This window comes from Ruegeria sp. AWH4_226 (genome assembly GCF_056159225.1).
The window spans coordinates 437,760-463,332 of the sequence record NZ_JBSWUU010000003.1; the positions used below are offsets into that span (position 1 = coordinate 437,760).

Consider the following 25,573-nt stretch of genomic DNA (forward strand, 5'->3'; position numbering starts at 1 on the left):
CATAACAGTAGAAATACTATTGCAAAATGACTGACCTTCCCCCGCTCAATAGTTTGCGTGCTTTCGATGCAGCAGGCCGTCGCCTTAGTTTCCGAGCCGCCGCTGATGAATTGGGCGTCACGCAAGGGGCCGTGGCACAACACGTGCGTCAGCTCGAAGCGCATCTTGATGTGGCCTTGTTTGAACGGGTGCCGAAGGGCCTGCGGTTTACATCGGTCGGACGCAGCTTTCACAAACGGATCGCTGACGTGTTCGCAGACCTTCGATCCGCAACGGCCGAATTGAAGCCAGAGCCGAACAAAGTCCTTATCAGCGTCACCCCGACTTTCGCTGCAAAATGGTTGATCCCCAACCTGCCGGATTTTTCGGCAGCACACCCGAATATTGATTTGCGGATCATGGCCACTGAGAAAGTCTCGAGCTTTCATAGCGACGGGATAGAACTTGCAGTGCGCCAAGGGTCGCCACCCTTCGGCGCTTCACTGGACGTAACGCTTTTGTTCAAGCAATCGCTCATCGCGGTAGCCGCGCCAAAATTCGCGGCCAAAGACGGTAATCTTCTTGATCCAGAAACCCTCACTAAACTGCCGAAGATCCATGACACCCATGATCTATGGCCCAGCTATCTTGCGCAATTAGGCGTCGAGGACCAGTCTCCCCGTGACCTCCGCTTGAGCCAAACGTCACTTGCGGTCGACGCAGCCATCGCTGGACAAGGCGTGGCCTTGGTAAGCCGGTTTCTCGTAGCTCATGACATTGAAGCCGGACGCTTGGTCGAGGTTGGCGCAGCCTGGGACGTGGGCAGAAATGACTTCTATGTCCTCATGTCGCGAGCCACTAAAAACCATGAGTCGGTGGCCAACGTTGTGGCGTGGCTCAAGTTGCGCTCTGCCGAAGATACCTAAGTGCCTTGAATGTAAAGCAGTCATTCGCATCATTCGGGCGAATGGTAGCTTTTTCCGCATGTGAGACGATCAACAGCAGTGCAGCGAACATCCGGTTCGGATTTGGGCGTAGTCGGCCGACCCTAACGGCCGCTTCTGTTGTTTCGGTTTGTTCTTTTTGCGCTTGCAGCGAACGACTGGAACCAGCCCGATTCATTAGAATAACAACGCGTTCTGGCGCAATAAGTACCGGCGCGGGCTGCACTGCCGTGCTTATTTTTGGGGCCAGCGGGATTTAGACAAGCCAAACGCCTCTGGCCATCAGGGTGAGGGCGCTGCCCTCCCCCTCGGGCAACCCTATTAGACAACACCGTGTCCTCGGCTGAGCCTGCGGGCCGCACCACCCCTGTCGAATAGCATTGCCTCGCCCGCTCCCGCGTTCGCCACGTGGCAGATCAGCAGAAACAGGCAGCTTCGCTGTCTGATCTGCAAATCAGCCCTGATTTCCCAAAAGGGAAGCCAGATCAAACGAAACTCTTAGCGGGAGAATTAAAATGGGAGATTTGGGTCAGTTTGAGACGCAAAGGTCAAATTCAACTGATGTCCAACATCGGGGGTGCCTTCTAATGTCGAACGTTCACCCCGTTTCTAGTCCAACTGTGACGGTTGGGTCAGGTTCGTGTGACGTTCAACAGGAATGTCGGGCGACACATAGTTTTGCCATTAGGCAAAATCTAAGCTATTGAATTTGCTAATTCTTGGTTGTTTCTTTCGCGTAACCCTTACCATTTGCGACTCAAAGATCTGCCATAAAACCCGAGTGTCCTTTTCAACCGTCGTTGCTCTCCTTTTATTGGTCGGCAGGACAAAGCTCGAAGTCTATTTAGACTCCGCGCGCAACACAGGGCACTTTTAGTGGAATGAGAAATTCGCCAAGCAACCAAATGCGAGTTTGAAACAGAAAAGATAGAACCTGTTGTGGCGTTTGTTCTGCCGTTTAGAACAACTGCTTCTCTTTCGCCAGTAGCGCGGCTTGCGTTCGATTGGAAACGCCCAATTTTGCCAGCACGTTTTTTACATGCAGCTTTACCGTAACCTCTTGGATTCCTAGGTTTCGGGCAATTTCCTTGTTGGAGAGGCCGATGCAGAGCTGTTCCAGCGTCTGCATCTCCCGGCCGGACAGGGTGGCAAAAACGCCAGATGACACCACTGGCTCATCTGCCTGTCCGAAATCAAAGGGAAAATACCGTTCGCCTGACAGTACAAACTTGATGGCGTTGACCAGCGACACGGCTTTCAACGACTTGGGAATAAACCCGTTTGCACCGTTCTCCATTGCCTTGTTGGCAACCTCCCGGTTGGCGACACCTGACATCAGTGCAACCTTAGTCGCAGGAAAGGCCTGACGAGCGCGACTGAGGCCATTCAAACCGTCCATTCCCGGCATGTGATAGTCGAGGATCAGCAGATCGATGGAATCCAGACCGCGCATCAATTCCAACGCTTCTTCCAAATTGGCAGCGGTTTGAACTTTGAAGTCGTCTACGGTTTCCAGATAGGCCGCGATTGTGTCGCGGACCAGATCATGGTCGTCAGCTAAGAGGATATTAGGCATGTCCACAGTGTCCTTACGCTGAACGCATTCACAACCAAAAAATCAGGCCAAATCATGACGGAACTATACTTTGGTATAGTTGCCTATGCCAATGCTCTGATGACCGTGGGGGATCAATAGTTATAACCTAGTTTACCTGACCCGGAGTCTATTCAATGGCACAAAAACACTACTCGCGAATTTACGTCGTGCTGTTCATGCTATTGCTGAGTTTAGTCACTCCGGCCACAGCTCGGGCAGAGATGACGTTGGCAGTAACAACATCAGGCTCTAACTCCGCAACCGTCGAATTCAGCCTTCAAGATCTTGACGCAATGGACCAGGTGACATTCAGCACCTCAACGATCTGGACAGATGATAAAGTTACGTTCTCGGGTGTGCCGCTAAAAGCCCTGCTTACCGAATTGAACACAGACGGCACCAGTATCGAGATAGTGGCCTTAAACGATTACAAGGTCACGATGCCACTGGCTGAACTTGAAAACGACGCTCCGATCATCGCCACTCGCATGGATGGCGAGACGATGTCTGTTAGGGATAAGGGGCCGTATTGGGTTGTTTTCCCATACGATCAGGATCCCAAATACCGGGCTGAAACGATCTACACGTTCAGCGTATGGCAGCTTAAGCATTTGAAAGTCGTAGATTAGCAAGCTGAGTGTGCTTACGGTGACCTCAAGCAGGAGGTTGCAATTGAAGCCAGAGTTGAACCGATACCGTCTCTTGGTATTGGCAGGCATCTGCCTGTTGATCATCTTGTTCGCAACAATGGTCTCGAACCTGTTAACACAGGTACGCGACTTGTCGAGTGCTGATGAAGACAACATACAGTGGAGCATTTCGCAGCTTGATATCGAGTTTGCGAACCTCGACGCCGTTCTAACCGAGCAAATTGCTGCACAGACAGGCTTCTCTGACCAATTACAGTTGCGTGCAGATATTGCCTTAAGTCGTTTGAACGTTGTCAATTCTGGGCGGGCTCGCGAAATCTATGGTGACATTAGCGAAGCGGCAGAATTGATTGAGCAAATCGAGGTCTTTGGGGACGATGCCGTTGCAATTTTGGATTCGTCCGAGCCACTGGACAAAACTGATCTACTTGAGCTGAAACGCTTGGTTCGTGACGTTCGCCCTGTTGTTCGAGAGCTCGCATTGCTGGGTGTCCGGATAGTTGCCGAGCGTTCCGAAGCCCGTCGCGCTGAATTGGCCGGCCAATTGTCTCGAACCGGGGGAATTGCAGTCGCTTTACTGATCCTTATGGCACTCCTGTTACTCTTCATGGATCGACTTTTGCAGCGCTCCGTTCGCAGGGACGCGGCTCTATCTGCATCGTCAAAGCAACTTGCATCGACCGTCGCTGCATCACTAGATGCGATTGTAACTTCAGATAGCTCCGGACGTATTATCGAATTCAACGCTTCGGCCGAGCGTGTTTTTGGTTGGACCCGAGACGAAATTGTTGGGTTGACGATGGAGGACACCTTCATCCCACAGCGTATGCGCGATGCGCACCACAATGGCATGAAGCGTTACCTAGAAACGGGCGCGCCACGTGTCGTTGATGCCGGCCGTATCGAGCTTGCCGCTTTGCGCAAAAGTGGCGAAGAGTTCCCGGTCGAATTAAACGTTACAACTACTCATGATGGTGATGACACCAAGTTCATTGCCTACATCCGTGACATCAGCGAGCGTAAGATCAACGAGCAGAAGCTGATTGATGCCCGCGACCGAGCCGAGAAGACGGACAAGGCCAAATCACAATTCATGACAGTGATGAGCCACGAAATGCGCACCCCCCTGAACGGTATCCTGGGTGTGCTTGATCTGCTTAAGACTATGGCCGCAGATCGGTCATAAGGATACTCGCCGGAAACACGGTTATCGATGGCAGGCGCTGAGCGCGCCTTAATCGATGCAAACGCCGCTCTGAGGGCTTTGCGGCAACGATCTGATGTGAGTTCAGGACCGATCCTTCTAACAGGTTACTCTCGCGGGGGCGTTGTCGCTCTCATGCAGGCCGGAAACGATCCGGAGAACACCGCAGGTGTCATCAATTTCGTTGGAGGATGGATGGGAGAGGGCTTTGGTGACCCCGAAATCAATCCTACACTCTTTCGGCGTGTTGGAAACTTCGACGGCCCGGTTTTGTCGATTTATGGTGAGAACGACACATTTTACAGCTTAGAGCATTCCCAGTCGAACATCGCCGCAATGGAGGAAATGGGAGCCCAAAGCGAGGTCCATGTTGTGTTTGTCCCAGGCCAACTTAATGGCCACTGGGTGATGTTTTGGCCACCTCTTTGGGAAGAGATTGTCAGCGACTACACCCGGCGTATCGAAAGCCGACTTTGATAAGACCGCCCCGAATGGCAGAAAAGTCCGCACTGCGGTCGTCTTCGAACCACGTCTCAAATGGCAGGTTTTCACAATCAACGCATGAATGTCAGCGTCGTAACAAAGTGAGAACGTCTCCGAATGGGTGTTATGTGAAGCGATCTCTGGTTGTATCGTCACCCATCTGAGTCCTCATCACTCCAGTGCCCCAATTCATAAATGCCCTGTTTTTTCATACGACGTATAAAAGCAAGATAGCTTATCACCTGATCGACCTCATCCATGTCTCCGGTGGCATAGGCAACTGCAATCATCTTGAACTGAGCCTCAGGATCCTCCGCTACTTTTTCGTCACACCGATCCGGACTATTTTCAGTCCCAAATGAAGCGGTCCGTGCTTTGTCCACTTCACCCCTCATCTCATTGAGATAGGTCTTCTTACTGAGTTCGGGGGCGTTCTCGCCCAACTTAACCACGGCCTCCCAAATTGGATTGAGCCGTTCAAAAAGATCATTTCGACCATCAATCATGTCTCTTCACCTCGTAGTTTAACAGTTGCTTGTAGTTGGCCTTTAGAAAAAACTGACAGCGGCCTACGCTCCTTAAATACTTGTTACGATCCGTTGCCTGCAGACTGCCCGGGCTGCAGGGCCTCTCTGGTTACCAGATCCGAGCAGAAATCACGTGGCGTGCTCCTGTAAAGCCGGGCCAAACGAGCTACATAACTTGACGGGGTCTCCCCTTCTGTGAAGGGGAGAATTGGGCTCAGCAGGGGCTTCATGCGTCTTCTCCATCTTCAGGCCCGTCTCCGTCGTCCAGGAGCTTTCTTGGATTGATGCGCCCGTAGTCCTCGGCGATGAAGACATTCATCCAGGCTTCAGCTCCATTCCGTTCGCTGTAGACCTCAGCAAAATGCCGAATGCTCAGTTTTGCTTCGAACCCTTCTGTAAACAGCGCATTCGAAACCGCGAGGACAACAATCTCGGCCAAAAGCCCAAACTGATAGTCCGCCGCATGAATCAAACGCATGGCAAAGGCTTCGTTCCTAACCGAAGCATCTACATCGATCTGCGCCCGATCAGCGTATCTTTGAACGATCTTGATGACATGCTCGACATCGCGCACCGCGTGCAATCGTTTGAATTCTATTGGATCAACCCGCCGAGCGAGCTGCGCATCCTGGTTTACGATTTTCTTGAGATCCGGCATCCCGGACAGCAGCAGTCCTACCGGCCAGACGGAGTTCTCCATCAGGGACTTCAGGGTGTTGACCACTGACTGGCGCTCTTTTTCGGTTTGGTAACGGGCCAAATCTTGCGCCTCGTCGAAACCAAGAAAGAGCGTCCGCCGCAATTTGAGTTGCACTTTGACCTGATCCCAGATCGCCGGACCTTGCTTGTTGCCAGCGTAGGGGTATCCCAGCGCCCGAAGCGTAGCTGCACCAACGAACTTCATAGTTGCCGGGCTTGGCACCTGAAGGTCAACAAACTCGCAGAATTCCTTCTCCGGGTCCGTCGCCAGCGCGTGCCTGTATTTATGCTTGAGATACCGAACGGCAGTAGTTTTTCCGCTCCCGGACGGCCCCACCAGCATGATGCTTCGAGCTTGGAATGCGACACCATCGGCCTCATCGGCGCGTCGCTGTTCAAGAATGCTGCCAAAACGCGCATCTAGCTTGTCGTATTCTGATAGCGGGATGTAGAGCTGCCTCAAGCTTTGCACTGTTTTGCGAATGATTTTGTCAAACTGAAACTTCTTGGCGTGTTTATTCATCGTCTTTCTCCTCGGACTCGTCTGATCCGCTCTGATCGCCGTCGCCGTCCAGCTCGTCACTGAAGAGCCACTCCCTCTCGTCCTCCTCTGGCAGTATTGGTTCTTCCTCGGGCAGCGGACCGGGAAGGTAGGGAATTTCATCCGACAGGAATCCGGTGCCCTGATCCGGAATCGGAGCGTTCGTGTCGGAGGCAATGTCTGGATCGAACCCCAAAGACAGCCGAGGCGAAAGCTCTCGTTCAAGCGCTGAGTGTGCGGCGCAGTAAGGATTGTCGTCGAAGGTGATCTGCCTCGCCCCACGGCGTGCCACTGCCAGCAATGTCGCAAGCATTCCGGTCATTTTGAGGCCTCCATCGACATTCCCCGGACGTCACTTCGGGTTGAAGGCGAGGATGCAGTGCGCTGGTACCAATCATCTGAAAAGGTGCGACGGGGCTTCTGCAGCATCTGTGGATCAACACTGTTCTGGGATCCGATCCAACATGACTGGACGGCTGTGGCTATGGGCATGTTCGATGGAGCAACGCATACGTCTCTCGCGATGCATATCTTTGTGTCCGAAAAAGGGGACTACTACGAGATCGCAGACGGCCTTCCTCAGAATGAGCGGTAACGCGACACAGAATTGGTCTTGGGACACAGTGATGGGACAAAAGCTGATTTTGCTGACAGGCTGTTCTGGTGGGGGAAAGTCGACTTTGCTTCAGGCGCTCGGCAAACGTGGGCACACTACGGTGCCAGAGCCTGGTCGACGGATCGTTGCGGATGAGCTGGCCCGCGCGGGTCACGCTTTGCCGTGGGTGAACATGCACGCATTCGCCTTGCGAGCCGTTGAGGTTGCAAGGACCGACTTGCACGCAGCGCGTGAGTCAGAAGGTTGGGTCTTCTTTGATCGCGGCTTAGTTGATGCTGCGGTTGCCTTAACGAGTTCTGGTGGACCCGACCTATCAGAAACACTTGGAACATCGCGGCAATATGCAAAGCACGTTTTCGTAGCCCCTCCATGGAAGGATCTTTTTACGCAGGACGCTGAGCGCAGGCACGACTTCAGTGAAGCACTTCAGGAGCATCGCCGCATTGTGCTCGCACTCGATACGCTTGGCTACTTGAGAACGGAGCTGCCAAGAGTATCAGTGCAACAGCGCGTTGAATTCGTTCTGAGCATGTGCGGTGCAGCTTAGACCAGTGGTCCGCTTAGAAGTCGTCATGCTCTCGACTCTGCACCCGCAGCGAATGGCGGCAATGCGGGCTGCGACCGCAGCATCGGTGGTGGGCAACCAAGGTCTCTTATGGGCCGATGGCGAAGCCGGCCTGCGTGTTTAGATTTCTACGGCTTCGGAAATCGTCAATGCAGCTTCAAGATAGGCGCCTAGGTATCCAACGGTGCTGTCCATCTTCGTATCTGAGCTTGAGAACCATCGCTGAGGCATTCTGCCATTGTTATCAACACAATTCGAAGCCCTGACACACTTGATGTTCGGGTTTCAGGTAACTCGCGGCTCTTCACTCTAGAACTACGAGGCTTGGAATAAGCCATCAGCCCAGAAAGTACCCAACACATCGGTCTGGGCGAATAATCATTTTAGGCAACGTGGTTGACTGGCAGGCCGGGATCAGAGTTGTTGACACTTGCCCGTTGTGATGCCCATGCCCACCAATCGGATAAAGCGGATGTGTCGCAAACTCTGGGGTCTAGTTGACGAGCATGCGTGATCTGAGGTTTGTGTTCGTCGAATAGTTTTCGAACAGGTTGTTTGAACATGATCTCATTGAAGGGCTGTCATTTCCCCAAGGATGCAGTTTTGTACGCTGTGTACTTCTATCTGCGATACACGGTGTCGTATCGGGACTTAGAAGAAATCCTGGCAGAACGCGGCCTTCAGGTGGACCATGCCACTCTCAACAGGTGGGTTGTGAAGTATTCACCGATGATCGCAGCAAGAGCGCAATCGAAGAAACGCCCAACGCTGAGCTCCTGGCGCATGGACGAGACATATGTTCGTGTTCGCGGCAATTGGATGTACCTTTACAGGGCCGTCGACAAGGCAGGAAATACCCTTGATTTCATGCTGTCTGAGCGGAGGAAACGCCCAGCAGCAGCCAGGTTCTTTGCCAAAGCGCTGTCTTTAAATGGAATCCGGAGCAAGATCGTCATCGACAAAAGTGGAGCCAACGCAGCGGGCATTCGAGAGGTGAACAAAATCCTTAATCGGTTTGGTTGCCCCACCAAAATTCAAACAGTCAGGTCAAAGTATTTGAATAACCTGATCGAGCAGGATCATCGGTTTATCAAGCGTCGCGTGCGGCACATGTGCGGGTTCAAATCGTTCAGATCCGCGTCGGCTACTTTGGACGGCATTGAGGTCGCCAACATGATCCGAAAGCAGCAATTCCCCAGCACTACGACATCTGGCTTTCGGCTATTTGCCGAGATCGCAGGATGAGTGTGTCCGATAAGTCGCTGGTTTGGCCATTCCAAAAGTTTGCGACACATCCTTTCACCTTGATGTAAGTCTCGTCCATTCTCCAAGAACGGTTGAAGGATCTTTTGTGACGACGCGCGGCCTCAGCAATTGCGCCGGAATATCTTGTTACCTAGCGGTTCAATGTTGTGTGGTCCACCGAAGCACCACGCTCACCCATAATTTCCTCCATGTCACGGTATGAAACACCATATCGAACGTAAAAGAACACTGCGAATAGGATCACATCTTTCGGGTATTGCGCGCCCTTGAAGGAAATCATGCGTAGTCTTTCGGCTGATGAACACCAGCGGCTATTCACTCTCTGCATTCTCGAGCGTCAATCTTCAAAGTTTGCAATAGAACACCTACCGCAATCTCAGATTGAAACGAACCTACAGCCATACCGCGCGTACGACGATCTGAGATGGAAACCTGTGGCGCTTCTGATTGATCGAAGATGACTTCATTGATGTCACCTACGTCCGAATGCGAACATGGGAAATCGAACAACAGTTACTGTAACAACACCTTTTATTGTATATTCATCATACCAAAAACCTTACGACAAGCAGACAAAAATTGGTCAGCATTGCTGCGATCAAAAATGAGAGGAGGCCGAATCTTCAGTACGTTGGCTTCCTTTGAACAGGCAGAGATCAAAACGCGCTCGTGCCGAAGGCCGTTCACAATGGCCGCTGTTGTCTTGCTGTCGGGAGTCATTCCGTCTCGGTTGGAGACAATTTCAACGCCGATAAACAGGCCTGCCCCACGGACGTCTCCAATGAATTCATAGTCCCTTGATAACTCTCGTAGACCAGCCTGAAGGTACTGCCCGATAGTCTGCGCGTTGTCGCCCAGACGATCTTCCTCAATGACATCGAGCACAGCCGTGGCCGCAGCAATTGCAACCGGGTTGCCGCCAAAAGTATTGAAGTATCTGGCCTTCTTTCCAAATTCCTGGATCAACTCGGGGCGGATCGCAAGACCGGCTACTGGATAGCCGTTGCCCATTGGTTTTCCCATGCTCACAAGATCAGGAAGAACACCATGTCGCTGGAAACCCCAAAATGTAGCGCCCGTACGACAAAATCCTGACTGAACCTCGTCGGCGACAAAAAGAGCTCCTGCAGAATGAGTAGCATCGACAGCCTGTTTCAAAAATCCCTGAGGGCCATCAAATACTCCATCACTTGCAAAAATTCCGTCGCAAATAAATAGTGCCGGTTTGATGCCATGGCGCTTGAGATCTGCGAAGGCCTCCGCAACCGACGCCGCAAATTTTTCGGCCATCTTTTCCCCATATCTGTAGGCATTCGGGGCGGGTACGGTGCGCACATGTGAGCCAAGATCGACATGAAGACCCAACGACGGAGAAAACTGTGCTACGGAATGAGTCAATCCGTGATACGCGGTTTCCGTGACCACGATGCCGACACCGCCTGTAGATGCCTGTGCAATGCGGACAGCAAGATCGTTTGCCTCTGAACCTGTGCAGGTGAACATAAGATGCCCGATTTCCTCAGGGAGGGTTCGCAAGAGCCGCTCGGAATAGTTAATAATTCCGTCATGTAAATAGCGGGTATGTGTCGCCAAGGTGGCAGCCTGGTTCGTAATCGCTTTGACCACCTTTGGATGGCAATGGCCGATCGATGTTACATTGTTATAGGCATCTAGGTAAGCGTTCCCGTTGTCATCAAAGAGAAACGCTCCCTCTCCTTTTACCAGATGCAAGGGATTGTCGTAGAATAACCGGTAGGCCGGTCCGAGCGAAGACTCGCGCCGATCGATCAACTGTGCCAGAGCAGAATCCAGTTCGGTAACGCCGCGTTGAAACGCATTCACCATGCTTTTGTCGGGGGTCATTCAATTCTCCATTTCGCAGGCCGCCATCAGCGCCTGAGTCACTTGCGCCCGTGGCAGCTGACCAAAGGTCCGAATAGCATCCTTCACATTCGCTGCGTTGCGTAGGATATACGCGGCATTCTCGGGATAACGTACGGCGCGCCAGCTACTGATGATGATTGCGGCAACCAATCGGGCCACGATCAGATCGCGCAAAACTTTAACCTCTGACCATTCAAGAGGTCTGACGGAATGATAGGAACTTACAAGACGCCCGATCGAGCGGACAGGATCGCTCGAATGTGCAAGATAAGACGCGGCCACAGCCACATCAATAATTAGGTACGTCTTTACCATGTCACCAAAGTCCAGGACTCCTGTGATCCGGTTTTTCGTATTGGTGTTTGCTAAAATATTATGGTGATTCAGATCATTATGTATCACTTGACGTCTCAGGTGAGCGAGCCTGGGCGAAACACCCACCTCGAAGTGATCAAGCTCGTGCAGAACAATTTGCGCGATTTCAGGATCTTCAATTGCGTCTGCAAGGTCATGAAGCTGTGACAGGTTTTTGATATCCCAAAGCATCTGATGTTCGGCTTCGGGATGATCGAATGTCTCCAATGCCAATCCAAGCCGCGCGGCAAGCAAACCAATTTCAGACTCGATCCATGTCTCTTGCCCAAGCTTGCTAATCGTCTCCCCTTTTAGCCAGGTCAAAAGCCTGACCATGCAGGTCTCGCCAGATGGTAGCTTCAGCCTCTGAATTGCGTTGCCGTCACGGGCAGACACAACACGGGGTATTGGAAGACTTGCATCAACACGGGCCACATGTTCCAATGCAGCGCTTTGAAATTCAGTATTCCCCGGTTTTTCAAACGAATTGGAAATCTTGAGAATGAACCCATCACCAGTATCCGTTACAACACGGAAATTTTGATCTCGTTCGCAAGCTATCTCAACCACGGAACCTGCCACGTTCCAGTGTTCAACCAACATACGCTGAGCTTGCTCAGGGGTCAGTTGGGGTGCCGGATTCGATAGAAGGTGGGACAACATAGATTTGTAGTAGCGCTTCATGTCTTATCCCCTCGTAAGGAATTCTTCTGCGCGCATCTCAATACTACTGATGAAGAGCAGTACGAGATCGGACCGCCACGCGCTCAGGCGAACCGATCGATGCAAGGTATTGTTCAAACAGAACTAGGCGTACTGGGCGTCGCCATTTCCTAGTGACCAATTCTCCTTTTCACCTTCGAGAATGTTCACAAAAACGTCTTCCTTTCGAATCCCCGGCCTTTCTCCAAGCAATTCCACAATGCGACGGTAGAGCGCTCTCTTCTGATCCTGCGATCTTGTATTCATCGCGCTGATTTGGATGTAGACGACATCCTGAGTTCGCTGGACACCAAGATAGCTCGGACTGTACCGAAAATTTGCATCGTCGTGTTCCGTGATGGTCATAAATTGATCGTCCGCAGGAACACTGAACGTTTCATGCATTGCTTGGGATAGGCCATCAAATATCGCCTTCTTGTATGCGTCGGGCTTCCCAGTTTTCATGTTGATGTGGAGCAATGGCATAATGTGTCCTTTCTTGATTTTCATAATTATAGCAGGGCATTAGAGGTTTTTAAGGCAGACGATTTCTATTTCAGAGATCGAGATTTCGAATAGCTGCCCGAGACGCGAATTGCTTGCTTACAGACGCTTCCTTAGATATTTCTGGATTACGCCAACAATTCCTTCTCGAAACAGAAGCACTGTAACAACGAAAACCAGTCCTTGAATGATTGTCACCCAGGCCCCGAAACCGGCAAGGTAGTTCTGCATTGTCACAACGATCGCTGATCCAACAATCGGCCCGGCGATTGTCCCAACGCCTCCAATCAGGGTCATCAGCACAACTTCACCGGACATCGACCAATGAACATCTGTGAGAGACGCTAGTTGAAAGACGATTGCCTTTGTGGCTCCAGCTACTCCCGCTACCGTCGCTGATATGACAAAAGCGAGTAGTTTATATTGCGACACTCGGTATCCCATGGAGATTGCCCTATCTTCGTTTTCACGTATCGCTTTAAGGACTTCGCCAAACGGCGAGTTCACCACGCGGTACAAGAAGATCACACCTGAGAGTGCTATCGTCAGAACAACCCAGTATAATGTCATATCAGACTGAAGACTTAAAAAGCCAAATAAGTCTCCGCGTGGAACCGCCTGAATGCCGTCTTCTCCGCCTGTGAACGGTGCCTGTAAGGCGAAAAAGAAAACCATTTGTGAAAATGCCAGCGTCACCATTGCAAAGTAGATGCCTTGGCGTCGTATCGCCAGCGCTCCGATTGCAGCACCAAGGCACATGGACGAAAGCGCACCAACTAAAATTGCCAATTCAGGTGTGAATCCCCAAACCTTTGCTGCATGAGCCGAGATGTAGCTAGCACCACCAAAAAAAGCCGCATGGCCGAAGGACAGGAGCCCACCGAAACCGAGTAAAAGGTTAAATGCACATGCGAAAAGCGCGAAGCACAAGAGCTTCATCACGAAAACTGGATAGAGGACGTATGGCGCCAAAATGAGCGCAAAAACGATTATCGCTATCGCCAAGGCTACTTTCAACCGCTTGTTGTCGCTAACACGTGCTGCGTGGTCTTCGGATTGCTTCGGTGTACCGCTGACGGTCATGTCATTCTCCCGAATAAGCCTTGAGGTTTGAGTAGGAGGACGAGGGCCATGATGACGAAGATAACGACCGAAGACGCCTCAGGATAAAACAGCTTGGTTGCACCTTCGACCAGACCGAGGCCGAAGCCGGTTAAAATTGACCCCAAAATCGACCCCATTCCGCCTATGACCACCACGGCGAAGACGACGATAATCAAGTCCGCGCCCATGTTTGGATTAACCGAATAGATTGGCGCAGCGAGAATTCCGGCAAATCCCGCGAGACTGACTCCGAACCCGTATGTTAATGTGATCATTAGCGGCACGTTGATACCGAACGCGCCAACTAATGCCGGGTTCTCGGTTGCTGCACGTAAGTAAGCTCCGATTTTCGTTCTCTCTATAACGAACCATGTCACCAGGCATACCATTGCGGATGCTAAAACGACCCAGGCTCGATAGTTCGGCAGATACATGAAACCAAGGTTCGTTCCGCCACCTAATTGGTTGGGGATTGAATACGACAGGCCTGATATGCCGTATTCATTCCTCAATACGCCCTGTATGATAAGTGCCAGGCCGAAGGTCAGTAGCAGACCGTAGAGGTGATCAAGATGGTACAGCCGAGAAATCAAAAGCCTCTCAAACAGCAAACCTGTAGCGCCGACTATAATCGGGCTGAGCACCAATGCCCCCCAATAACCGATACCCAGGTAAGATAGCAGGAACCATGCCACGAATGCGCCAAGCATGTATTGCGCGCCATGAGTGAAGTTAATTATGTTAAGCAGCCCAAAGATCACAGCCAATCCCAGGCTGAGTACAGCATAGAACGACCCGTTGATAAGTCCGAGCAACAGCTGCGCGAAAAGCGCTTGAGGTGGTACCCCGAGTATGTCCAGCATTTGATTTTCCGTTTTTCCGAAGATGGTTGCCCCCGGCAGCGTAGTGCTGGAGGCTTCGCATGGCGTTATTGAACCAAGGTGCAGCCGCCTTCCGCCAAAGGTCGAAATGCTGTTTCTGCTGGAATAGTAGCCAGAACGTTGTAGTAGTCCCAAGGCTCCTCAGATTCAGTCGGGGATTTGACCTGGAAAAGGTGCATATCATGAATATGTCGTCCGTCAGCGCGAACGGTTCCTTCACCGAACAACGGGTCTTGTGTGGGAATGGCCTTGATCTGGTTCATCACCTTGTCAGACTCTTTTGATCCAGCGGCATCTACGGCCTTCAAGTAATGCAAGACCGATGCATACACGCCTGCGTGGACCATCGTCGGCATGTTACCGCCGTGGCGTTCTGCGAAACGTTCGGACCAGGTCCGCGTTTCCTCATTCAGGTCCCAGTAAAAGGCTTCGGTTAGTACTAAACCCTGCGCCGTTTCCAATCCCAGTGCATGAACATCGGTCAGAAAGATCAATAGGCCTGCCAAGGTTTGTCCGCTTTGTGTTATTCCGAATTCGTTCGCCTGTTTGATGGCATTAGTCGTATCCGCACCTGCGTTGGCCAGGCCGATGACTTTTGAACCAGAACTTTGCGCTTGCAGAAGGAACGAAGAAAAATCCTGCCCCGGAAACGGGTGACGGACCGATCCAAGTACTTGCCCGCCGGACTCTTCGACAACCGCAGCAGTATCGCGCTCCAACGCATGACCGAACGCGTAATCTGCTGTAAGGAAGAACCAGCTATCGCCACCTGTACCGACCAAAGCCTGCCCAGTGCCGTTAGCAAGTGACCACGTATCGTACGTCCAATGCACCGAGTTCGGGGAACACGCTGTTCCTGTTAGATCAGAAGTCGCAGCACCCGATACAAGAAGGACCTTGTTCTTTTCTCGGGTGATGTTGTTTAACGCCAAGGCGACCGAGGATGTCGGCACATCGACGATGACGTCCACGCCCTGGGTATCATACCACTCGCGCGCAATATTTGATGCCACATCTGGCTTGTTTTGATGATCTGCGGAAACAATGCTCACATTGAGTTCATGCTGGTCTGCCGCAAAGTCTTCGACTGCCATCCGTGCTGCAATGTCAGATCCTACGCCGGAAAGGTCGGAGTAGGTGCCGGAACGATCATTCAATACTCCGATTGTGATGGAGATCGGTTCAGCGTTTGCCGTCATCGCCGTTAAAAACGCGGCTAAAGAAAGTGCTGTGGTTACAGTGTATTTCATTTTTCTTCTCCCGTTGGATTACTATCAAACACCCAAATACGCTTTGATTTTTTTGGCGTTTGGCTCGACTTCATCGCGCTGGAAGCAGTCAACTATTCTGCCTTCTTCCATGACGTAGTGCCTATCCGCGATCTGAGATGCGAAGCGGAAATTTTGCTCGACAAGAAGGATCGTGAAGCCCTTTTTCTTAAGCTTGGTTATGGTTTCCCCAATTTGGTTAACAATAACCGGGGCCAAACCTTCAGTAGGCTCATCAAGCAATAGAAATTTTGAACCAGTCCGCAGTATTCGACCGATTGCCAACATCTGTTGTTCGCCACCTGATAGTTTCGTTCCCTGACTGAACCGACGCTCCAAAAGATTAGGAAAGGCGGCGAATATTTCAGAAACTCGCATTCCGCCTGGTTGGATCTCAGGAGGAAGCAGCAAGTTCTCCTCGACGTTAAGATTGGAAAAAATTCCACGCTCTTCAGGGCAGTAAGCAATTCCCAGTCTTGCAATCTCGCGAGATGGCCGTCCGATCAATTCGGATTGCCGATAGAGAACTGAACCCGAACGGTGTTCGAGGAGACCCATTATGCTTTTCAATGTTGTCGACTTGCCTGCGCCGTTGCGGCCGAGGAGAGTGACAACTTCACCGTCTTGGACATAGAAATTGACTCCATGCAGGACATGACTCTCACCATACCAACCATTGAGATCAGTCACGCTGAGCAGTGTAGAATAGCCAGGTTGTGCTTGGGATTTATGCATCTTCGGCTCCTATGTAGGCCTCGATGACGCGCGGATCGCTCGATACGGTCGAGTAGTCGCCCTCTGCAATCAACTCGCCGCGGGCAAGCACCGAAATACGATCTGATAGCGCAGCGATAACCGAGAGGTTATGTTCGACCATCAAAATTGTTCTGTTGCTCGAAATCCGGAGTATTAGATCTGCCGTCCGCTCGACATCTTCCTGGCCCATACCAGCCATAGGCTCATCCAGAAGCATTAGCTTGGGATTCAAAGCCAGAGTAGTTGCGATCTCTAATGCGCGCTTGCGTCCGTAAGGAAGCTCTGTAGCTTTTGAATTGCTGAATTGCGCCAGCCCAACTTCGTCCAGCAAATCCAATGCACGGGAGTCATACTTCGAAAGCGCCTTCTTCGAAGTCCAGAAATCGAAGCTGGCGCCGCGTTCCCTTTGAAGCGCGATCTTGATGTTCTCAAGCGCAGTCATTTGCGGAAAGATCGCCGAAATCTGAAAGGACCGAATAATACCTTCCCTGGCGATATCCGCTGGTGATCCTGAAGTTATGTCTCGTCCCTCATAGAGAATCCGCCCAAGGCTGGGTGCTAGAAACTTGGTCAGCAAGTTGAAACAGGTCGTCTTTCCGGCACCGTTTGGTCCAATCAATGCATGGATCGAGCCACGCTTGACCTTTAGGTTCACACCCTTAACGGCGAAAAAACCTTTGAACTCTTTCGTAAGATTCTCGGCTTCAAGCAGAACATCAAATGTGTCCAAGCGATCATTCACCGTTGCGCCCTCCAGTGTTTCTTGTCGGAGCGAACACCCCCTGTTTGCGTTGTGTTTCGCGGCGTTTCATAAAACTGGGGTATTTTCTCTGTTTGCTCATTTCTTAGGACTACCAAGCACAGATACATTTAGATAGCTGATGAATGAATATATCTGTGATCAATACTTGAAATGGATGTGCGTTTCCTAGATTCCCCATCCGCCGTCGACGTCGATGTCTTGGCCCGTAATATTGCGGGCCGCTTCGCTTGCCAGGAACACGACAGCATTTGCAACATCGAGGCTCGACGTGACGCGCTTTAGGGATTGAGCTTGAAGATATTCGTTGCGGATCATCTCTTCCGGAATTCCTCGTTCTGCCGCGCGTTCACGACAGAGAAGTGCCATTCGGGGGCCATCTACGATCCCTGGATTTACGCAATTCACATTTATGTTGTGAGCACCCAGCTCGATCGCAACCGTCTTGGTCAACCCGCGCACCGCCCACTTGCTGGCGGCGTAACCAACTCGGTTGGGGTATCCGGCTGTTCCGGAATTGCTACCTATGTTGATGATTTTTCCCTGACCGCGAGCGATCAAAAAAGGCGTCACATACTTGATAGGGAGGAACACACCCGTAACGTTTATCTCCATGACGGCCTGAAAAGCGAGTGGATCCACGTCCTGCACTGGCGTTTCGATCGGCCCGGGTACGCCGGCAACATTTACGAGTCCGTGGATGTTCGGTCCGAGTGTTTCGATCGCGTATAAAATCATCCGTTCGACTTGGGACGCACTTGTCACGTCCGTTTCCACCGGCACCGCGCGTCGCCCCAATCGCTCTATTTCGCAAGCCACGTGACGCAAAGCGACCTTGTCCCGCGCTGCGAGCACGATGTCATGCCCCGCCTCGGCCAGTGCACAAGAGACGTCCCGACCTATGCCCTTGGCGCCCCCGGTGACGACGACAAATGACTTTGAATTTTCCATCACGTACTCTCGTTTCTTGAAGCGGAACTGGAAGGAGGTGGTTGTTTGGTTGGCACAGAGGCCCTCAGGTAAGTCGCAGAAACTCGCGTCGTCGTTACCCTTGGATTCCTCCTACGCAGATGTATTTTAACTCGAGGTAGTCATCTAATCCGGTGCGACCGCCTTCGCGTCCAAGCCCGGACTGTTTGATGCCACCGAAGGGTACCGTTTCATCTGAAATGGCGCCCGTATTCACTCCGACCATCCCGCACTCCAAAACCTCAGCGAGCCTCCAGACACGCGACAAGTCAGCGGTAAAAAAGTAGGCTGCAAGGCCGTACTCCGTATCGTTCGCCCAATCGACAACTTCGGCCTCATCGTTGAAAGATATCAGGGGCGCAACGGGTCCAAAGGTTTCTTCCAACATCAATTGTGAAGAGGTTGGAACATCGGCTAACACAGTGGGCTGATAGAATAGCGGCCCCATCTCAGACGTGGTGCCGCCGGCCATTATGCTGGCCCCTTTGGAAAGGGCATCATGGATGTGCTCCTCAACCTTCGCAACCGTGCGCGCATTGATGAGCGGACCAATACTGACGTTCTCTCCGAAACCATCACCTACACGCAAATCGCCAACCGCTTTCGCGAGTTTCTTGGCAAAAGTTTTATAGATTGAACTTTGAACAAATACTCGATTAGCAGAAACACAGGTCTGGCCGGAGTTTCGAAATTTTGCTGCAATTAAGCCCTCGACCGCGCGGTCTAAGTCGGCGTCATCGAACACAATGAACGGGGCATTCCCCCCCAGCTCCAGGCTAAGTCGGAGGACACGGTCCGCACTTTGACGCATAAGGGTTCGTCCTACAGCCGTCGATCCTGTGAAAGAAATCTTTCTCATCTTTTCGCTCGCGCACATTGCTTCACCGATCGCTGCACTATCGGTACCTACAATGAGGTTGACTGCACCGTCGGGTAGCTTGGCTCGCGTGGTCAATGAGACAAGGGCTATCGCCGACAAAGGTGTAAGTTCGGATGGTTTTAGTACGGCTGTACAGCCTGCTGCCAAGGCCGGTGCAAGCTTCCTTGCAATCATCGCGATCGGAAAGTTCCAAGGAGTTATCAGACCTGCGACGCCAACCGGCTCCCGTACAACCAAAATCCGAGCGTCACGCCGGTGGCCCGGTATGACTTCCCCTTCAATTCTTTTGGCTTGCTCTGCGAACCAAGCAAAGTACGAAGCTGCATAGGCTACTTCCCCGCGCGCTTGCGAAATGGGCTTGCCAGATTCCAAAGTGACGATGGTTGCCAAGTCCTCCGCATTCAAAACAATCAAATCATGCATTCTGCGCAGGAACTCGGCTCGCTCTTTGCCGGTATGTGCACGCCAATCAGGCTGGGCACCATATGCCGCATCAATTGCTTGTTCGGTTTCCGCACGGCCCATTTCCGGCAAAAAGGCAATCTGTTCAGCCGAAGAGGGGTTTCGAACATCGAACAAAGAAGCAAAAGCCTCGCTTACCCATTTTCCCGCAATGTGTCCTGCAGGCTGAAGAAGGGAGGTGTCTCTCAACCTAGCGGCAACGCGTTCTGATACAGCAGGGATCAAATTCGAGCTCCTACGAGAAGATTGCCCTACGAACTACAGGGCTTTACATGATGCTGAACTAAACATTACAATAACGAATGTAAAATGATCTTAGAAATTGAGGATTGAAATGTTAAATCGCCCCCTCGACCTCGATGCTGTTCAGACATTCGTGCGGATCGCAGAATATGGAAGCTTTACGCGCGCCGCCGAAGCAACGAGAACGACACAATCCGCAGTCAGCCTGAAGCTAAAACGACTTGAAGAACGGGTGGGCTGCAAGCTGGTTGAACGGACCCCGCGACACGTTCAGCTTTCCGCAAAAGGCCACGCGTTTCTAGTGCATGCGCAATCCTTGCTAGAAGCACAGGAACGCGCATTCACGGTGTTCGACGGCAAGCGGCGTCATTTATCATTGGGTATCAGCGATCACGTCGCCGGTCCCGATTTGCCTGAACTGGTCGCTAGAATGCACAGGCAAGACCCTAAGCTCGTGATCGAAATTCAGATCGCAACATCAGGAGATTTGCTCAAAAGTTATGATCGCCGCGAGCTCGACGCCGTCCTCTTGCGCCATGACTCAAGTAGAGAGGACGGGAAGATAATTGCTCACGAGAAGTACGCATGGTTTGCTGCAACGGACTGGTCGCCACGGGTTGGAGAACCGCTACCGCTTGCGACGATGCCGGAACCTTGCAGTGTTCGCCACGTGGCCGGTCAATTGCTAGACGAAGCAGGCTTGGCTTGGAAGGAAACCTTTATCGGGGGCGGTATTGCTGCGGTATCTGCTGCAGTCATAGCGGGCCTTGGAGTCGGAGCCTTGGCAAAACGTATGTTACCATTGGGCGCTATAGACGTCGGCCAAAGACTAAACCTTCCCGAGTTGCCTCGCCTGCCCATTGTCCTTCATTCGCGTGTGAGCGATGAATACAGCCTTCGAGCGATAGACGCGCTCACCGCAGCATTCAAAACAGCCGCTCACGACTAACTGACCATGAATTCCCAAGGAACCAGGCGCATTGATTTGCCCTCCGAAAAAGACGGTCGCTTTGAGAAAGGCCTTGAGACATCAATCCATCGCCACCCATTGCGTTGGATAGCCGACGTCGCAGCGAGGCGAGCGCGCCGGTTCTGTTGCAAAGTTTCCGTTGGAATAAGAGAACGTGCTGTAGCAGCTGGTTTAAGAGGCAAGTTCCGCGAACAGGCGAAACGGACAGAGTCCTGGCGTGATTTGACCTTTACGGATCATGTGCGCCACTTCGATTCCGTCGAGGGTTGCCGCCGCTGTAGCGAACGCCTTGAACCCTAGCATTGGCCGGATGCGTCTCTTGATGAAACGATGGTCCTGTTCCACGATATTGTTGAGGTATTTCCGCCTCACCATCTCAATCGGGATCGGGCAGCCAAAGCCTTTCAACATCTTGTTGATGGCCTTGATGCCAGCCGTATTAGCTCCGCTTTTGTCGATGACAATCTTTCTTGGAAGGCCGTTAACCTTCAGTGTCCGGGCAAAGAATTTTGTGGCGGCAGGCTTGTTCCGACGATGTGAAAGCATGAAATCGAGAGTTTTGCCGTGTTTGTCGACCGCTCGATAGAGGTACACCCAAGCGCCTTTTACCTTGATATAGGTCTCGTCCATTCGCCAGGAGCGGTTGCATTGGCCTCTTTCGACGACTCGCCGCTTCAGCGATTGCGCAAGAGTATCGTGTTACCCAGCGGTTCAGCGTGGTGTGATCGACGGAAACGCCTCGCTCTGCCATGATCTCCTCCAGATCGCGGTAGGAAACGCCGTATCGAACGTAGAAGAATATCGCGAATAGGATCACATCTTTCGGATACTGTGCACCTTTGAAGGAAATCATGAGCTGGCTTTCGACTTGATACGACCGACAAGTCATTCACTCGTTAATTCCGAAAGCGTCAATAGCCGAAAGTTTGCAACGAAACCACCAACAAACGATATTGGTGGGGACAGATTTGTGCGCCTACTTGCACAGACAGCTATCTGAGATAAACACAAGACCGACTATACCGGTGCCACGCAACAAGGCCGACGCTCAATCACCAGAAAGAGGATCAATCGCTTTAGGCACCGAAAGCAAACCGGGCTACCCGATCTTCTGAAAATTGTCGCATCCAATACTCTTCCAGCTTCTTCACAGCTTCATCTGACCTGTTCGGATGACTGTATATGTGGAGGTCAATACCTGGCAGCTCCGGCAAATCAACATAGCTGATCAGGCTTTCTCTTTTGCGATTCAGGAGATCAGCGGTGCGCACGGCAAATCCCATGCCAGCTTCAGCCGCCGCTGCGACGCAGGCCAAGCTTGGACTGGTTAGTTTGACATCATACACAAGACCGGCATCGGTCAGGGCCTTTAATGCAGCTTTTCTAAACAGGCACTTTCCTTCGACAAGGACCAACGGGATCGGTTCTTCTTTTTTGAGCCTGCCGCCTGGCTTTCCCAGCCAGATCATATCATAGGACTTCAAATGCTTCGATTGACTGCTGGTCGCTCTTCGATAGGCAATAACGATGTCCAGTTTGTCACGCTCGAGCAAGTCCAATAGGACATGGCTGCGCTCAACCAGCACTTCAATACGGATATTTTGAAACTGCTCCGCGAAGGCACTTAAAGCCTGTGGGAAATAGTCCTCTGCCAAGTCCTGAATGATTCCAAGTCTGACCCGCCCCGACAAACTGTTCTGTTTGGAATAATGGATGGCCGCATCATTCTGCTTTAGGATCGCTTTTGCATGCTCGAAGAACTCACTTCCGGCTGTTGTAAGGACTTTGCTGCGTCCCACCTTTTTGAACAAAGCAACTCCGACCTGTTCTTCCAACTTGTCCATTTGCAAGCTGACGGCAGGGGACGTTCGCCCTACCTCATCAGCAGCCCTCTTGATGCCTCCAAGCTTCACAACAGCTACAAAAGACCGAAGGCAGTCCATGTTCAGATTTGTACTCATAGTTTAGAGTTTTAAAACTGTTTGATAAAAAAAGCAAACTTTTCTTATCTTTATAACTGTGTCAGCCTTTCCAGAAACCGAAAGGAAACACACAATGCCGTTCATAAGCCTACGAGTCTCCAGGCCGGAGCTGACAGCAAAACAAACCGATCAGTTGATCGAGCGTATCACGGTTTTGATGACCGATGTGATGCTTAAGAAGGCGGAGCGCGTCACCGTTCAGATCAGCTTAGAAGATCCCGATCTTTGGGCAGTTGGCAGAAAGCGCGTTGTCGATATGAAAGGCTGCGCGGTCCGAATGAGCATTGATGTAACAGCAGGTACGAACCTGATCCTCGACAAGGAGGACATGGTGGCTGAGACGACGAAGATGCTGGACGATGTCCTGACGATAAATCCGGACGCTACCTACATCGTGATTAACGAAATTCCCGGGGAATCCTGGGGCAAAGGCGGCATCATGCTTGCCGACCGGAGCAAAGCTGATCGCGAGGCTTCTCGAGCGGCAAAGAAGGGCTGAGGTCTTGAGTGCTACGATTTTCGCACATTTGAGCCAGCAGCTCGAAGAGCTTTCAAACGACGGGCTTCTCAAGTCCGAGAGGGTACTCGTTTCCAGCCAGGCTGAGAGCATTCACGTTGATGGTAAGGACACAAGCTTGATCAATCTGTGTGCAAATAACTATCTAGGTCTTGCCAACGATGCTGAACTTGTCGCTGCCGCCAAATCTGGAATGGACAACTACGGCTACGGCCTTGCAAGCGTACGCTTCATATGCGGCACGCAGGACATCCATAGAATGCTAGAGACCGAGATTGCGTCGTTTCTAAAAAAGGACGATGCAATCCTGTTTGCCGCTTGCTTTGACGCGAACGGAGCTCTGTTTGAACCGCTTCTTGGAGAGCAAGACGGCGTTGTCTCAGATAGCCTGAACCACGCATCGATCATCGACGGCATTCGACTGTGCAAAGCCAGGCGATACCGTTACGCCAATAACGACATGGATGCGCTCAGATCGCAACTCCAACAGGCCCGCCATGACGGCGCTCGATTTCTTATGATCGCTACAGACGGCGTCTTTTCCATGGACGGCACATATGCACATCTTCCGGAGATCTGTGCGCTCGCGGAAGAATTCAACGCTCTCGTTATGGTGGATGACTGCCATGCAACCGGATTCATTGGTGAGGGCGGCAAAGGCACGCCTTGGTGTTTTGCCGAGATTCAGAAAGTTGATATTCTGACGGGCACGCTCGGCAAGGCATTAGGTGGTGGTCTGGGAGGCTACATCGCAGGGCCGCAAGTGGTGATAGATATCTTACGCCAAAGGGCGCGGCCTTATCTGTTTTCCAACAGTCTTCCGCCAGCCATCGTGAGTGCTAGCTTGGCTGCACTCAGACGCGTCGCCAGAGCCGATGATCTTCGTCAAAAACTGAGAGAAAATACCAATTATTGGCGACGCGGGCTTACCGACGCGGGCTTCAATATCCCGCAAAGCACACATCCCATTGTCCCCGTTATGACCGGAGATGCGTCTGTAGCCACAAAACTCCAAAACGGCTTGTTCGATGCCGGTGTTCTCGCAACCGCCTTTTCATTCCCCGTGGTGCCCAAGGCCAAAGCGCGGGTGCGCACGCAGATAAACGCCAGCCTGACTGTCGCACAACTCGATGATGGGCTCGCTGCATTTGAGGCCGCTGGCAAGCAAGCAGGCTTAATCTAGTGGTTTCTCACAAACCCTTACCACGACAACAGGAAGGAAGAAAAATGTCTAAATTAAAGATAACTTTAACCGCAGCTGCTCTCGCTATGGGTTTCGCCATTCCAGCATTTGCAGATTGCGATCCGGGCGAAGAGGTCATCAAGTTCAGTCATGTGACGAACACAGATCGTCACCCAAAGGGTATCGCTGCCAGTCTTCTGCAAGATCGCGTTAATGCGGAGATGGATGGAACCGCCTGTCTGGAGGTTTATCCACAGTCGACACTTTATAATGACGATCAGGTTCTGGAAGCGCTCTTGCGCAACGATGTACAGCTTGCTGCACCTTCTCTATCAAAATTCGAGGTGTTCACAAAACAGTTCAGAATCTTCGATCTACCTTTCTTGTTTCCGAACATCGATGCTGTCGATGCTTTTCAAGCATCTGAAACAGGGCAAGCGATGATGTCCTCAATGGAACGCCGCGGCATTGCTGGTTTGGCGTATTGGCACAACGGAATGATGCACATGTCAGCAAATGTGCCGCTACTGCTGCCGTCCGACGCTGACGGTTTGAAATTCCGTGTGCAGCCTTCGGCTGTTCTGATTGCAAAAGCCGAAGTGATTGGCGCAAGCCCTCAGCCGATGGCCTTTTCGGAAGCCTATGGTGCGTTGCAGACCGGTGTTGTGGATGGTCAGGAAAACACGTGGTCAAACATCTATGGCCAGAAGTTCTTTGAGGTTCAGGACGGGATTACTGAGACCAATCATGGTCTTCTCGATTACCTTGTCGTGACAAGTGTGGATTGGCTCGAAAGTCTGGAGCCCGCGACACGGGACCAATTCCTGAAAATCCTGCAGGAGGTCACTGAGGAACGCAACTCCAAATCGACTGAGATCAATGAACACGCGCGTCAGGCGATACTGGAGGCAGGCGGCACCATTCGTCAACTCACGTCAGAACAGCGTGAAGCATGGGTCGATGCAATGAAGCCTGTATGGGACCAATTCGCTGAAGACATCGGCCAAATGAACATCGACGCCGCTTTGGCAGTTTCCTCCCAAAACTGACCGCCGCAGCGCCGACGATTGGGGGAGCGAAGGG

At 51.8% G+C, this 25,573-nt stretch carries 27 protein-coding genes and 1 pseudogene; 11 read left to right on the forward strand and 17 right to left on the reverse strand.

The genetic code is table 11. The features are described from left to right. The first annotated feature begins 26 nt into the window (after positions 1 to 26). Positions 27 to 905, forward strand: coding sequence for a LysR substrate-binding domain-containing protein (locus tag ACXAET_RS20490; RefSeq protein WP_475189874.1), 879 nt, complete (start codon positions 27 to 29; stop codon positions 903 to 905). A gap of 976 nt (positions 906 to 1,881) precedes the next feature. On the opposite strand, the gene ACXAET_RS20495 is transcribed toward ACXAET_RS20490, so the two are convergent. Beyond that, positions 1,882 to 2,499, reverse strand: coding sequence for a response regulator (locus tag ACXAET_RS20495; RefSeq protein ID WP_475189878.1), 618 nt, complete (start codon positions 2,497 to 2,499; stop codon positions 1,882 to 1,884). Positions 2,500 to 2,654: 155 nt separating this feature from the next. On the opposite strand from ACXAET_RS20495, the gene ACXAET_RS20500 reads away from it, so the two are divergent. The 3 genes from ACXAET_RS20500 to ACXAET_RS20510 are packed head-to-tail and all read left to right on the forward strand — an operon-like array spanning position 2,655 to position 4,851. Continuing rightward, positions 2,655 to 3,149 carry a putative pterin-binding protein gene (locus ACXAET_RS20500; RefSeq protein WP_475189884.1) on the forward strand — a complete coding sequence of 165 codons (495 nt, stop codon included), beginning with the start codon at positions 2,655 to 2,657 and terminating at the stop codon, positions 3,147 to 3,149. Between the two features lie 43 nt (positions 3,150 to 3,192). Next, complete coding sequence (locus tag ACXAET_RS20505) at positions 3,193 to 4,356, forward strand: PAS domain S-box protein (RefSeq protein WP_475189889.1); 1,164 nt, start codon at positions 3,193 to 3,195, stop codon at positions 4,354 to 4,356. Positions 4,357 to 4,383: 27 nt separating this feature from the next. Then, on the forward strand, positions 4,384 to 4,851 hold the full coding sequence (locus tag ACXAET_RS20510; RefSeq protein ID WP_475189895.1) for a dienelactone hydrolase family protein: 468 nt from the start codon (positions 4,384 to 4,386) through the stop codon (positions 4,849 to 4,851). Positions 4,852 to 5,009: 158 nt separating this feature from the next. On the opposite strand, the gene ACXAET_RS20515 is transcribed toward ACXAET_RS20510, so the two are convergent. The 3 genes from ACXAET_RS20515 to ACXAET_RS20525 all read right to left on the reverse strand — a co-directional run bounded on the left by ACXAET_RS20515 (position 5,010) and on the right by ACXAET_RS20525 (position 6,946). Next, positions 5,010 to 5,363 carry a hypothetical protein gene (locus tag ACXAET_RS20515; RefSeq protein WP_475189901.1) on the reverse strand — a complete coding sequence of 118 codons (354 nt, stop codon included), beginning with the start codon at positions 5,361 to 5,363 and terminating at the stop codon, positions 5,010 to 5,012. 247 nt (positions 5,364 to 5,610) lie between these two features. After that, positions 5,611 to 6,606, reverse strand: a complete 996-nt coding sequence (locus tag ACXAET_RS20520) for a TniB family NTP-binding protein (protein WP_475190185.1) — start codon at positions 6,604 to 6,606, stop codon at positions 5,611 to 5,613. Next, the gene (locus ACXAET_RS20525; RefSeq protein WP_475190219.1) at positions 6,599 to 6,946 is read right to left on the reverse strand and encodes a hypothetical protein; all 348 of its coding nucleotides are present in this window, start codon (positions 6,944 to 6,946) and stop codon (positions 6,599 to 6,601) included. Before ACXAET_RS20525 ends, ACXAET_RS20520 begins: the two co-directional genes overlap by 8 nt. Here ACXAET_RS20525 and ACXAET_RS20530 point away from each other — a divergent pair. The 3 genes from ACXAET_RS20530 (at position 6,857) to ACXAET_RS20540 (ending at position 9,050) form a co-directional block, all read left to right on the forward strand. Continuing rightward, positions 6,857 to 7,219, forward strand: coding sequence for a GFA family protein (locus ACXAET_RS20530; RefSeq protein WP_475189906.1), 363 nt, complete (start codon positions 6,857 to 6,859; stop codon positions 7,217 to 7,219). The two genes, ACXAET_RS20525 and ACXAET_RS20530, sit on opposite strands and share 90 nt — an antisense overlap. Positions 7,220 to 7,250: 31 nt before the next feature. Then, positions 7,251 to 7,787 (forward strand): AAA family ATPase, encoded by a 537-nt coding sequence (locus tag ACXAET_RS20535; protein ID WP_475189912.1) that lies wholly within the window; start codon positions 7,251 to 7,253, stop codon positions 7,785 to 7,787. A 579-nt stretch (positions 7,788 to 8,366) separates the two neighbouring features. Then, on the forward strand, positions 8,367 to 9,050 hold the full coding sequence (locus ACXAET_RS20540) for an IS6 family transposase (RefSeq protein WP_475189917.1): 684 nt from the start codon (positions 8,367 to 8,369) through the stop codon (positions 9,048 to 9,050). A 49-nt stretch (positions 9,051 to 9,099) separates the two neighbouring features. Here ACXAET_RS20540 and ACXAET_RS20545 read toward each other — a convergent pair. The 11 genes and pseudogenes from ACXAET_RS20545 to ACXAET_RS20595 all read right to left on the reverse strand — a co-directional run. After that, a pseudogene (locus ACXAET_RS20545) lies at positions 9,100 to 9,351 on the reverse strand (IS6 family transposase); the annotation flags it as partial. A gap of 251 nt (positions 9,352 to 9,602) precedes the next feature. Then, positions 9,603 to 10,934 (reverse strand): aspartate aminotransferase family protein, encoded by a 1,332-nt coding sequence (locus ACXAET_RS20550; RefSeq protein ID WP_475189924.1) that lies wholly within the window; start codon positions 10,932 to 10,934, stop codon positions 9,603 to 9,605. After that, a complete protein-coding gene (locus tag ACXAET_RS20555) occupies positions 10,935 to 11,993 on the reverse strand; it encodes a phosphotransferase (RefSeq protein ID WP_475189929.1) in 1,059 nt (352 codons plus the stop codon). It abuts the gene before it with no gap. A gap of 123 nt (positions 11,994 to 12,116) precedes the next feature. After that, positions 12,117 to 12,497 carry a tautomerase family protein gene (locus ACXAET_RS20560; RefSeq protein ID WP_475189933.1) on the reverse strand — a complete coding sequence of 127 codons (381 nt, stop codon included), beginning with the start codon at positions 12,495 to 12,497 and terminating at the stop codon, positions 12,117 to 12,119. Positions 12,498 to 12,614: 117 nt separating this feature from the next. After that, a complete protein-coding gene (locus ACXAET_RS20565) occupies positions 12,615 to 13,598 on the reverse strand; it encodes a branched-chain amino acid ABC transporter permease (protein WP_475189939.1) in 984 nt (327 codons plus the stop codon). Then, positions 13,595 to 14,482 (reverse strand): branched-chain amino acid ABC transporter permease, encoded by an 888-nt coding sequence (locus tag ACXAET_RS20570; protein WP_475189944.1) that lies wholly within the window; start codon positions 14,480 to 14,482, stop codon positions 13,595 to 13,597. The genes ACXAET_RS20565 and ACXAET_RS20570 overlap by 4 nt, the downstream gene beginning before the upstream one ends. 65 nt (positions 14,483 to 14,547) lie before the next feature. Then, positions 14,548 to 15,750: an ABC transporter substrate-binding protein gene (locus tag ACXAET_RS20575; RefSeq protein WP_475189950.1), complete on the reverse strand. Its 1,203-nt coding sequence runs from the start codon at positions 15,748 to 15,750 to the stop codon at positions 14,548 to 14,550. A gap of 24 nt (positions 15,751 to 15,774) precedes the next feature. Further along, positions 15,775 to 16,503 carry an ABC transporter ATP-binding protein gene (locus ACXAET_RS20580; protein WP_475189956.1) on the reverse strand — a complete coding sequence of 243 codons (729 nt, stop codon included), beginning with the start codon at positions 16,501 to 16,503 and terminating at the stop codon, positions 15,775 to 15,777. After that, positions 16,496 to 17,266, reverse strand: a complete 771-nt coding sequence (locus ACXAET_RS20585; protein WP_475189960.1) for an ABC transporter ATP-binding protein — start codon at positions 17,264 to 17,266, stop codon at positions 16,496 to 16,498. The genes ACXAET_RS20580 and ACXAET_RS20585 overlap by 8 nt, the downstream gene beginning before the upstream one ends. A gap of 186 nt (positions 17,267 to 17,452) precedes the next feature. Continuing rightward, positions 17,453 to 18,235: an SDR family NAD(P)-dependent oxidoreductase gene (locus ACXAET_RS20590; RefSeq protein ID WP_475189962.1), complete on the reverse strand. Its 783-nt coding sequence runs from the start codon at positions 18,233 to 18,235 to the stop codon at positions 17,453 to 17,455. Between the two features lie 94 nt (positions 18,236 to 18,329). Further along, positions 18,330 to 19,820, reverse strand: coding sequence for an NAD-dependent succinate-semialdehyde dehydrogenase (locus tag ACXAET_RS20595; RefSeq protein ID WP_475189965.1), 1,491 nt, complete (start codon positions 19,818 to 19,820; stop codon positions 18,330 to 18,332). Positions 19,821 to 19,929: 109 nt separating this feature from the next. On the opposite strand from ACXAET_RS20595, the gene ACXAET_RS20600 reads away from it, so the two are divergent. Beyond that, positions 19,930 to 20,787 carry a LysR family transcriptional regulator gene (locus tag ACXAET_RS20600; RefSeq protein WP_475189972.1) on the forward strand — a complete coding sequence of 286 codons (858 nt, stop codon included), beginning with the start codon at positions 19,930 to 19,932 and terminating at the stop codon, positions 20,785 to 20,787. Positions 20,788 to 20,979: 192 nt separating this feature from the next. Here the strand turns inward: ACXAET_RS20600 and ACXAET_RS20605 are convergent. Both ACXAET_RS20605 and ACXAET_RS20610 read right to left on the reverse strand, forming a co-directional pair. Further along, positions 20,980 to 21,661 (reverse strand): IS6 family transposase gene (locus ACXAET_RS20605; protein ID WP_475189977.1). Its coding sequence is split into 2 segments (ribosomal slippage): positions 20,980 to 21,453 and positions 21,455 to 21,661, totalling 681 coding nucleotides; the frame shifts between segments, so codons are not numbered across the junction. A 223-nt stretch (positions 21,662 to 21,884) separates the two neighbouring features. After that, the gene (locus tag ACXAET_RS20610; RefSeq protein ID WP_475189981.1) at positions 21,885 to 22,769 is read right to left on the reverse strand and encodes a LysR substrate-binding domain-containing protein; all 885 of its coding nucleotides are present in this window, start codon (positions 22,767 to 22,769) and stop codon (positions 21,885 to 21,887) included. A gap of 94 nt (positions 22,770 to 22,863) precedes the next feature. Between ACXAET_RS20610 and ACXAET_RS20615 the strand changes: the two genes are divergently transcribed. From ACXAET_RS20615 to ACXAET_RS20625, 3 genes are read left to right on the forward strand one after another with little or no spacing between them, the layout of a single operon-like run. Beyond that, the gene (locus ACXAET_RS20615) at positions 22,864 to 23,289 is read left to right on the forward strand and encodes a tautomerase family protein (protein WP_475189985.1); all 426 of its coding nucleotides are present in this window, start codon (positions 22,864 to 22,866) and stop codon (positions 23,287 to 23,289) included. Positions 23,290 to 23,293: 4 nt separating this feature from the next. Then, entirely contained in the window at positions 23,294 to 24,490 is a 1,197-nt protein-coding gene (locus ACXAET_RS20620; RefSeq protein ID WP_475190188.1) for a glycine C-acetyltransferase, read from the forward strand. 44 nt (positions 24,491 to 24,534) lie between these two features. Beyond that, positions 24,535 to 25,539: a DctP family TRAP transporter solute-binding subunit gene (locus ACXAET_RS20625; protein WP_475189988.1), complete on the forward strand. Its 1,005-nt coding sequence runs from the start codon at positions 24,535 to 24,537 to the stop codon at positions 25,537 to 25,539. Positions 25,540 to 25,573: the final 34 nt, after the last annotated feature.

Coding starts and splice junctions, on each gene's coding strand:
- ACXAET_RS20565 (WP_475189939.1), bottom strand. CDS start 13,598: ATGACCGTCAGCGGTACACCGAAGCAATCCGAAGACCACGCAGCACGT.
- ACXAET_RS20610 (WP_475189981.1), bottom strand. CDS start 22,769: ATGAGTACAAATCTGAACATGGACTGCCTTCGGTCTTTTGTAGCTGTT.
- ACXAET_RS20520 (WP_475190185.1), bottom strand. CDS start 6,606: ATGAATAAACACGCCAAGAAGTTTCAGTTTGACAAAATCATTCGCAAA.
- ACXAET_RS20535 (WP_475189912.1), top strand. CDS start 7,251: ATGGGACAAAAGCTGATTTTGCTGACAGGCTGTTCTGGTGGGGGAAAG.
- ACXAET_RS20600 (WP_475189972.1), top strand. CDS start 19,930: ATGTTAAATCGCCCCCTCGACCTCGATGCTGTTCAGACATTCGTGCGG.
- ACXAET_RS20580 (WP_475189956.1), bottom strand. CDS start 16,503: ATGCATAAATCCCAAGCACAACCTGGCTATTCTACACTGCTCAGCGTG.
- ACXAET_RS20540 (WP_475189917.1), top strand. CDS start 8,367: ATGATCTCATTGAAGGGCTGTCATTTCCCCAAGGATGCAGTTTTGTAC.
- ACXAET_RS20570 (WP_475189944.1), bottom strand. CDS start 14,482: ATGCTGGACATACTCGGGGTACCACCTCAAGCGCTTTTCGCGCAGCTG.
- ACXAET_RS20625 (WP_475189988.1), top strand. CDS start 24,535: ATGTCTAAATTAAAGATAACTTTAACCGCAGCTGCTCTCGCTATGGGT.
- ACXAET_RS20515 (WP_475189901.1), bottom strand. CDS start 5,363: ATGATTGATGGTCGAAATGATCTTTTTGAACGGCTCAATCCAATTTGG.
- ACXAET_RS20615 (WP_475189985.1), top strand. CDS start 22,864: ATGCCGTTCATAAGCCTACGAGTCTCCAGGCCGGAGCTGACAGCAAAA.
- ACXAET_RS20510 (WP_475189895.1), top strand. CDS start 4,384: ATGGCAGGCGCTGAGCGCGCCTTAATCGATGCAAACGCCGCTCTGAGG.
- ACXAET_RS20560 (WP_475189933.1), bottom strand. CDS start 12,497: ATGCCATTGCTCCACATCAACATGAAAACTGGGAAGCCCGACGCATAC.
- ACXAET_RS20490 (WP_475189874.1), top strand. CDS start 27: ATGACTGACCTTCCCCCGCTCAATAGTTTGCGTGCTTTCGATGCAGCA.
- ACXAET_RS20555 (WP_475189929.1), bottom strand. CDS start 11,993: ATGAAGCGCTACTACAAATCTATGTTGTCCCACCTTCTATCGAATCCG.
- ACXAET_RS20590 (WP_475189962.1), bottom strand. CDS start 18,235: ATGGAAAATTCAAAGTCATTTGTCGTCGTCACCGGGGGCGCCAAGGGC.
- ACXAET_RS20550 (WP_475189924.1), bottom strand. CDS start 10,934: ATGACCCCCGACAAAAGCATGGTGAATGCGTTTCAACGCGGCGTTACC.
- ACXAET_RS20495 (WP_475189878.1), bottom strand. CDS start 2,499: ATGCCTAATATCCTCTTAGCTGACGACCATGATCTGGTCCGCGACACA.
- ACXAET_RS20525 (WP_475190219.1), bottom strand. CDS start 6,946: ATGACCGGAATGCTTGCGACATTGCTGGCAGTGGCACGCCGTGGGGCG.
- ACXAET_RS20500 (WP_475189884.1), top strand. CDS start 2,655: ATGGCACAAAAACACTACTCGCGAATTTACGTCGTGCTGTTCATGCTA.
- ACXAET_RS20575 (WP_475189950.1), bottom strand. CDS start 15,750: ATGAAATACACTGTAACCACAGCACTTTCTTTAGCCGCGTTTTTAACG.